This is a genomic window from uncultured Streptococcus sp., from assembly GCF_963521865.1.
In the GTDB taxonomy this organism is placed as follows: Bacteria; Bacillota; Bacilli; order Lactobacillales; family Streptococcaceae; genus Streptococcus.
Genome location: NZ_CAUQWY010000051.1, coordinates 1 through 8,166, shown reverse-complemented (window position 1 = coordinate 8,166; position 8,166 = coordinate 1). Strand labels below are relative to the sequence as shown.

At 40.5% G+C, this 8,166-nt stretch carries 10 protein-coding genes; 5 read left to right on the top strand and 5 right to left on the bottom strand.

Annotated features, from left to right (window positions below; all coding sequences use genetic code 11):
* The 5 genes from lysS to RWO85_RS09175 all read right to left on the bottom strand — a co-directional run.
* On the bottom strand, window positions 1-1,451 hold a 1,451-nt coding region (lysS, locus tag RWO85_RS09195; protein WP_314415478.1), incomplete at its 3' end, for a lysine--tRNA ligase.
* Window positions 1,452-1,588: 137 nt separating this feature from the next.
* Entirely contained in the window at window positions 1,589-2,206 is a 618-nt protein-coding gene (locus RWO85_RS09190) for a histidine phosphatase family protein (protein WP_314415476.1), read from the bottom strand.
* Window positions 2,203-2,688 (bottom strand): aminoacyl-tRNA deacylase, encoded by a 486-nt coding sequence (locus RWO85_RS09185; RefSeq protein WP_314415475.1) that lies wholly within the window; start codon window positions 2,686-2,688, stop codon window positions 2,203-2,205. The genes RWO85_RS09190 and RWO85_RS09185 overlap by 4 nt, the downstream gene beginning before the upstream one ends.
* A complete protein-coding gene (locus tag RWO85_RS09180) occupies window positions 2,688-3,530 on the bottom strand; it encodes a DUF368 domain-containing protein (RefSeq protein ID WP_314415474.1) in 843 nt (280 codons plus the stop codon). Before RWO85_RS09180 ends, RWO85_RS09185 begins: the two co-directional genes overlap by 1 nt.
* Before the next feature lie 94 nt (window positions 3,531-3,624).
* On the bottom strand, window positions 3,625-4,425 hold the full coding sequence (locus RWO85_RS09175) for a glycoside hydrolase family 25 protein (protein WP_314415472.1): 801 nt from the start codon (window positions 4,423-4,425) through the stop codon (window positions 3,625-3,627).
* Between the two features lie 154 nt (window positions 4,426-4,579).
* On the opposite strand from RWO85_RS09175, the gene glmU reads away from it, so the two are divergent.
* From glmU to rocS, 5 genes are all read left to right on the top strand, one after another.
* On the top strand, window positions 4,580-5,959 hold the full coding sequence (glmU, locus tag RWO85_RS09170) for a bifunctional UDP-N-acetylglucosamine diphosphorylase/glucosamine-1-phosphate N-acetyltransferase GlmU (RefSeq protein WP_314415470.1): 1,380 nt from the start codon (window positions 4,580-4,582) through the stop codon (window positions 5,957-5,959).
* 9 nt (window positions 5,960-5,968) lie between these two features.
* The gene (locus RWO85_RS09165; protein WP_314415468.1) at window positions 5,969-6,514 is read left to right on the top strand and encodes an NUDIX hydrolase; all 546 of its coding nucleotides are present in this window, start codon (window positions 5,969-5,971) and stop codon (window positions 6,512-6,514) included.
* Between the two features lie 11 nt (window positions 6,515-6,525).
* Window positions 6,526-6,837: a cell wall synthase accessory phosphoprotein MacP gene (gene macP, locus RWO85_RS09160; RefSeq protein WP_314415466.1), complete on the top strand. Its 312-nt coding sequence runs from the start codon at window positions 6,526-6,528 to the stop codon at window positions 6,835-6,837.
* Window positions 6,838-6,853: 16 nt separating this feature from the next.
* Window positions 6,854-7,546, top strand: a complete 693-nt coding sequence (locus RWO85_RS09155; RefSeq protein WP_057487420.1) for a 5'-methylthioadenosine/adenosylhomocysteine nucleosidase — start codon at window positions 6,854-6,856, stop codon at window positions 7,544-7,546.
* A gap of 76 nt (window positions 7,547-7,622) precedes the next feature.
* A complete protein-coding gene (gene rocS / locus RWO85_RS09150) occupies window positions 7,623-8,114 on the top strand; it encodes a chromosome segregation protein RocS (protein WP_000021242.1) in 492 nt (163 codons plus the stop codon).
* Window positions 8,115-8,166: the final 52 nt, after the last annotated feature.

Below are 8,166 nucleotides of genomic sequence, written 5' to 3'. Positions count from 1 at the left end.
GTTGTATCAGTGAGGAGCATGCAGAGACGGTCGATACCGATTCCCAAACCACCTGTTGGTGGCATACCATATTCAAGGGCTTCGATGTAGTCGTAGTCGATGCCTGTCGCTTCATCGTCACCAAGTTCTTTGGCTTTGGCTTGGGCTTCAAAACGGCTAAGTTGATCGATTGGGTCGTTGAGCTCAGTAAAGGCATTACCGTATTCCTTGGTCATGATGAAGAGCTCGAAACGGTCAGTAAAACGTTCGTCTTCAGGATTTTTCTTAGCAAGTGGAGATACAGCTACTGGATGTCCATAGACAAAGGTTGGCTGAATCAAGGTTTCTTCAACAAACTCTTCAAAGAAGGCATTGATAATGTGACCAACTTCAGTGTAGTGTTTCTCAACTGGAACTTTCTTCTCAGCAGCGATAGCTTTAGCTTCTTCCAAGGTCATGTCTTGCCAGAAATCGACACCAGTAATTTCTTTGATAGCATCCACCATGTGAACACGTTTAAATGGTTCGTTGATTTTGATTTCAGTACCTTGATAGTTGACTGGACCATCACCTTTGACTGATTTAGCAGCGTGTTGGATAATGCCTTCAGTCAAGTCCATGATGTCTTGGAAGTCTGCATAAGCTTGGTAGACTTCGATAGAAGTGAACTCAGGGTTATGAGTAGCGTCCATTCCTTCGTTACGGAAGATACGGCCGATTTCATAGACACGCTCCATACCACCCACGATAAGGCGTTTCAAGTGAAGCTCAGTCGCGATACGAAGTACCATGTCAATGTTTTGGGCATTGTGGTGGGTAATAAATGGACGGGCAGCAGCACCACCAGCCTCGTTGTGAAGAACAGGTGTTTCCACTTCAAGGAAACCTTTTTGATCAAGGTAACGACGGATTTCAGAAATGATTTTTGAACGAGTGACAAAACGCTCAAAGCTTTCACGGTTAGAAATCAAGTCAAGGTAACGTTTACGGTAAATGGTTTCAACGTCTGTCAAACCGTGGAATTTCTCTGGAAGAGGACGAAGAGCCTTAGACAAGTGTGTGATGTGAGTAGCCTTGATAGAGAGTTCTCCCATATCTGTACGCATCACTTCGCCTTCGACACCAAGGAAGTCACCGAGGTCTGCTTTTTTGAAGATTTCGTAGTTTTCTTCACCGACAGCATCCTTACGAACGTAGATCTGGATTTGACCTTCGCGGTCTTGAAGGTGGGCAAATCCTACTTTACCTTTACCACGTTTGGTTACCAAGCGTCCTGCGATAGTAGCTGTTTCGTTTTTATCATGTAATTGTTCTTTATCGAGGTCAGCAAATTTATCTTTTAATTCTTGTGAATTTGCAGTGCGTTCAAAGCGTTTTCCGAAAGGATCGATTCCTTGTTCACGGAGCGCAGCCATTTTTTCACGGCGAACGATCTGCTGGTCATTTAGTTCTTCCATATGTTCTGTTGACATGGGATCCTCCTAGTTTTACTCAAAATTGAATACGATGAGTCATTTTTTGCGATACTCCCATTTTATCATAAATAAGCAAGAAATTCACGGATAATCTTTCAAAACTAAAAAGAACTTGACGCTAAAATCAAGTTCTGTTATTGATAGGAAGTATCATTCCAAGTATCGAGAGTAAATGTTTCAAAATCATGGGTTTCTAGAATTGTTAGGCTGGCATTTGCTAGACCGCCATCTTTACGAAGAAGAGGCTCTTTATAACTTAGAAGAGTACGAAGACTGGCAGTAAGATTAGCACCGTGGCCGACAATTAGAATACGCTCAGCCGAACTATCTTTTAATGATTTGATAAATTGGATGGTCCGTTGCGTGGTGCTATAGAGGGATTCGGCTCCAAACATTTGAGTGTCAAACTTGGCAAGATTAGATCGGAAAGCTTTGATTTGTTGTGGGTAAATAGCTTCCAAGGTTGCGATTTTTAAACCTTCTAACTTCCCCAGCTGCCATTCACGGAGATTAGGAACACTTTCTAAAGGACAGGGGGTCTGGAGTTGACTTTGGATAATTTCAGCAGATTTGATCGCTCGAGGTAAATCACTTGAATAAATCTGTTCAAAAGGAACATCCTTGAGATATTGGCCAAGTTGTTTTAAGGTTTCAATGGATTCAGGAAGAAGGGGAGAATCTCCACTAGCACCTTGAAAGCGTCCTTCTTGGTTCCAGAGGGTACGACCGTGGCGGACAAAGTAGAGTTTCATTCTTGGATGCCCTCCAAGATATCTGCAAAGTCAGCTTTTACAAAGCTAGCTAAGTCTTGGGGAGCCACGATAATGCTGTGACCAACCTCGCCTGCAGAGACAATCATTTGATCCAAGTCTAGAGCGATTTTATCGATAAAAATGGGATAATTGTGTTTCTGACGAATTCCGACGGGATTATTGGCTCCATGAATATAACCAGTTGTTTTTTCCAAGTCCTTTTGTGGAATCATGCTCACTTTTTTATTGCCAGAAATTTTGGCTAGTTTCTTTTCAGACAAGTGTTGAGTGATAGGGACTATTCCGATAATCGGTCCTGTCTTATCTCCCAAAAGAGCCAAGGTTTTGAAAATCTGATCTCGTTCATAACCTTGAGGAAGTTCTCCTTCAAGGGCATTGAGTTGAATCCCCTGATGTGAGATACCTGCTTTAGATAGGATTTGTTCTACCAATGTTTTTTTGATTTTAACTTTTTTTGCCATTATTTATACTTGTCCTCCAATTGGCTCATCCAAATACCAAGCCAGATTCCCAGTGCAAAGAAGAAGGCGATGATGACATAACCGACAAGTGAAAGACCTGTGTATTGGATACTTTCAGCGTTTCCTGCATTTGGAATCAAGATCAAAAGAGTACTTGATAGGACGATTCCGATGATGAAATGATAGACGCGTGAGTGGTAGTTGTTTAAGGCATAATCCATCAATTTTGAAAAAATGATGAGAGTTGCAACTGCTCCGATTCCAATCGGGAAGAAGGTTCCCAAGAGATCAAAGGTTTTAAAACCAGTCAACATAGGAGCATAGAGGCCCAAAATCAAAAGTAGATTTGATGGACTGAGGCCAGGAACTAATACGCCAAGAGCCAGTAGTGCACCTGCTAGGACGAAATTAAGAAAGCTGGCGCTCAAGGTTCCAACAACAAAATTTAAGGCATAGAGTCCTAATCCAGAAATGATAAAGGTTGCCCAGAACCAAACTAAATCAATCTTGTCTCGGTCAGATTCTCGAGTTGATTCTTTGAGGAGGCTAGGAACTGTACCAATGATGGCACCCGCAAAGCTCCATAGGACAAAGACCTGATAATTTTCAAGCAGGTATTCAATCGGGTAGGAAAATAAGCCGATTCCTAGAAGCATACCGATGGCAACTGGAATAAAGTACAAAACATTTTCTTTAAAGTCTTTAAAGGGATGGGCCAGAAAGCCAATCATCCGTTCATAAATTCCTAAGATTGCTGCTAGAACCCCTCCAGAAATTCCTGGTAGAATAAATCCAAGAGCAATGACAATCCCTTTAACAATGCGCGCTAACCATGAGAGCATATATTTCCTCCAACTATTTCTATTTCAAAAAATCCTTACTATATTGTATCACAATCTATAATAAAAAGAAAAAGCAAATGCTAAACAAATGCTTTTAAGGTTTTAAAAAGATTTTTCTAAAGGTTTCTTCTTTATTTTTTAGGGAAGAGATGACGTTGATATCCAAATCGTGATCAAAGCCAGCAATTTTTCCTTTAGATGTGTACTGGTGAATGTCGTAATCTAAATCAGTCTTAGGAGTTGCCTCGTAAAATCCTGAGTCAGAACCATAGGAAGGAATCCAAACAGAGGTAAACTTATCTGTATCAATACTGTGTTCTTCCATGAAGTAGACCCCAACGTAGATTCCGATATTTTTAGCACCTAGAGATTCTAGTTTTGCCCGAAAGGCTTCAACACCTTCGTTCATATTGGACATGGTTTTGTCTTCCACGTCTAGCCAATAGTAACTAGGAGTGTATGGTGAAGAGGCGTTATAAAATACTTCGGCAGCCTTTTCCATTTCTTGGACACTTTTTCCAGCTACAAAGGCATAGACCCCAACGGGTACATTTCGTTTTTGAAACTCGGTAATATGGGTCTTAAAGGCCTTATCTATCCCATTGACAAAGGAAGCATCGTTTTCTTTTGAAGATTGAGCGCCACTATGGACGCGAACGATAGCTCCAGAAATATTTTGGGAGAGAGTATCGTAATTAATTTCCTCAGGACGTTGCCAACCAGAAACATCAATTACTGGTTTATTTATATTATGTAGTGCTTGTGTCTGTACTTGGGCGATATTGGATTTTGTTTTTACAGGATGATCTTCAAAACGAGGGCGATTTAGGATTAAAATGAAAATTATAATCCCAAAAAAAACAAATAAAATAAGCGGATTAATTTTCTTTCTCATATCTCATAATTTTACCTTAAAAATGAAAAAAAATCAAAAAAAACACTCAAAAAATGGGTTAAGAAAGGACTTTAGAGCATTTTTTCATTCAAGGGCGCGGAATGATTTGAAATATGGTATAATAAAAGGGAATTTCTAGAGAAAAGAGAAGATTATGTCAAATTATGCCATTATTTTAGCAGCGGGTAAAGGGACTCGCATGAAATCTGATTTGCCAAAAGTGTTGCACAAGGTTGCGGGTATTTCAATGCTGGAACATGTTTTCCGTAGTGTGGGAGCTATCCAACCTGAAAAGACAGTAACAGTTGTCGGACACAAGGCAGAATTGGTTGAAGAGGTCTTGGCTGGACAGACAGAATTTGTGACTCAATCTGAACAGTTAGGAACTGGTCATGCGGTTATGATGACAGAGCCTATCTTAGAAGGTTTGTCAGGTCACACCTTGGTCATTGCAGGAGATACTCCTTTAATCACTGGTGAAAGCCTGAAAAACTTGATTGATTTCCACATCAATCATAAAAATGTGGCCACTATCTTGACTGCTGAAACAGATAATCCTTTTGGCTATGGACGAATTGTTCGTAATGACAATGCTGAGGTTCTTCGCATTGTTGAGCAGAAGGATGCTACAGATTTTGAAAAGCAAATCAAGGAAATCAATACTGGAACTTACGTCTTTGATAACGAGCGTTTGTTTGAAGCTTTGAAAAATATCAATACCAATAACGCTCAAGGCGAATACTATATTACAGATGTCATTGGTATTTTCCGTGAAGCTGGTGAAAAAGTTGGCGCTTATACTTTGAAAGATTTTGATGAAAGTCTTGGGGTAAATGACCGTGTGGCACTTGCGACTGCTGAGTCGGTTATGCGTCGTCGCATCAATCATCAGCACATGGTCAATGGGGTCAGTTTTGTCAATCCAGAAGCGGCTTATATCGATATTGATGTTGAGATTGCTCCTGAAGTTCAAATCGAAGCCAATGTTACCTTGAAGGGGCAAACGAAAATTGGTGCTGAGACTGTTTTGACAAGCGGTACTTATGTAGTGGACAGCCTTATTGGAGCAGGAGCTGTTATTACCAACTCTATGATTGAGGAAAGCAGTGTTGCAGACGGTGTAACTGTTGGGCCTTATGCCCACATTCGTCCAGGCTCAAGTCTGGGTGCCCAAGTCCATATTGGAAACTTTGTTGAGGTTAAAGGTTCTTCTATCGGCGAGAATACTAAGGCTGGTCATTTGACTTATATCGGAAACTGTGAAGTGGGTAGCAAGGTTAATTTTGGTGCTGGAACCATTACAGTCAACTATGACGGCAAAAACAAATACAAGACAGTCATCGGTAACAATGTCTTTGTTGGTTCAAATTCAACCATTATTGCGCCAGTAGAACTTGGTGACAATTCCCTAGTTGGAGCTGGTTCAACTATTACCAAAGACGTGCCAGCAGATGCGATTGCTATTGGTCGTGGACGTCAGGTTAATAAAGACGAATATGCAACTCGCCTTCCTCATCATCCTAATAATCAGTAGGAGCCTATCATGGAATTTGAAGAAAAAACGCTTAGTCGAAAAGAAATCTATCAAGGACCAATATTTAAACTGGTCCAAGATCAGGTTGAATTACCAGAAGGCAAAGGAGTTGCCCAACGGGATTTGATTTTCCACAATGGAGCTGTCTGTGTTTTAGCAGTAACGGATGAGCAAAAACTTATCTTGGTCAAGCAGTACCGCAAAGCTATCGAGGCTGTATCTTACGAAATTCCAGCAGGAAAGTTGGAAGTAGGAGAAAATACAGACCCTGTTGCAGCAGCCCTGCGTGAATTAGAGGAAGAAACAGCCTATACAGGGAAGTTAGAACTCTTGTACGATTTTTATTCAGCCATTGGCTTTTGTAATGAAAAGTTAAAACTATACCGAGCAAGCGATTTGACAAAGGTGGAAAATCCACGGCCGCAGGATGAGGATGAAACCTTAGAAGTCCTTGAAGTGAGCTTAGAAGAAGCCAAGGAATTGATCCGATCAGGTCATATCTGTGATGCCAAGACAATTATGGCTGTTCAATACTGGGAATTGCAGAAAAAATAGAGGAGGTCAGTATGGGTAAACCTTTATTAACGGATGAAATGATTGAAAGGGCTAATAGAGGCGAAAAAATTTCAGGTCCCCCTTTGCTAGATGATGAGGAGACTAAGATTTTACCAACCTCTTCTTCCCGTTTTGGTTATGCCATTCCTAAGGATCATGGATTTAGTCAGGAAACCTTGAAGATTCAGGTCGAACCGTCTATTCATAAAAGCCGTCGCATTGAAAATACTAAGAGAAATGTCTTCAATTCTAAACTGAATAAAATCTTATTTGTAGTCATCTTTCTCTTGATTTTGCTTGTCTTAGCAATGAAACTTTTGTAATAGAAAAGGAATTGAAATGAAAATAGGAATTATTGCGGCTATGCCAGAAGAACTGGCCTATCTGGTCCAGCATTTAGACAATGCCCAGGAGCAAGTTGTTTTAGGCAATACCTATCACACAGGAACCATTGCCTCTCATGAAGTCGTTCTTGTAGAAAGTGGAATTGGTAAGGTCATGTCTGCTATGAGTGTGGCGATTTTGGCTGATCATTTCCAAGTGGATGCTTTGATTAACACGGGATCAGCTGGGGCAGTAGCAGAAGGTATTGCTGTTGGTGATGTTGTGATTGCTGACAAATTGGCTTATCATGACGTGGATGTCACAGCTTTTGGCTATGCTTATGGACAAATGGCGCAACAACCGCTTTATTTTGAATCAGATAAAACCTTTGTTGCTAAAATTCAAGAGAGTTTATCTCAATTGGATCAAAATTGGCATCTTGGTTTGATTGCTACAGGAGATAGTTTTGTTGCAGGAAATGACAAGATAGAAGCGATTAAGTCCCATTTCCCAGATGTTTTGGCTGTTGAGATGGAGGGGGCAGCTATTGCTCAGGCAGCGCATGCCCTTAATCTTCCAGTCTTAGTCATCCGAGCTATGAGTGACAATGCCAATCACGAAGCAAACATCTCTTTTGATGAGTTTATTATCGAAGCTGGACGTCGCTCTGCCCAAGTTTTATTAGCCTTTTTGAAGGCCTTAGATTAAGCGAAAATTTGACAGTTTTTCTAGCTTATGATAAGATTTAAGTAAAGAAAAGCTAGAAAACGTTTCAGAGGATATTATGAGTATTGAAATGACCGTCAGTGAGATTGCAGAGGTCTTAGGATTATCTCGCCAAGCAATCAATAACCGTGTCAAAGAATTACCAGAAGAAGACACAGATAAAAATGACAAAGGGGTAACAGTCGTTACCAGAAGTGGCTTGATTAAGCTAGAAGAAATCTATAAAAAAACGATTTTTGAAGATGAACCTGTCAGTGAAGATGTCAAGCAACGTGAACTGATGGAGATTCTGGTTGATGAGAAGAATGCAGAAATTCTTCGTCTTTATGAACAATTAAAAGCCAAGGATCGTCAGTTATCAGAAAAAGATGAGCAGATGCGTATCAAAGACCGTCAGATTGCTGAGAAAGACAAACAACTAGATCAGCAGCAACAATTGACCCTTCAAGCCATGAAGGATCAAGAAAATCTTAAGCTAGAGCTGGACCAAGCAAAAGAAGAAGTCCAATCAACTAAGAAAGGCTTTTTTGCTCGTTTATTTGGAGGATAATCAAGGAGCTGTTTAGGTTAAATGCTAACCTGATGGCTTCTTTTATTTCTAA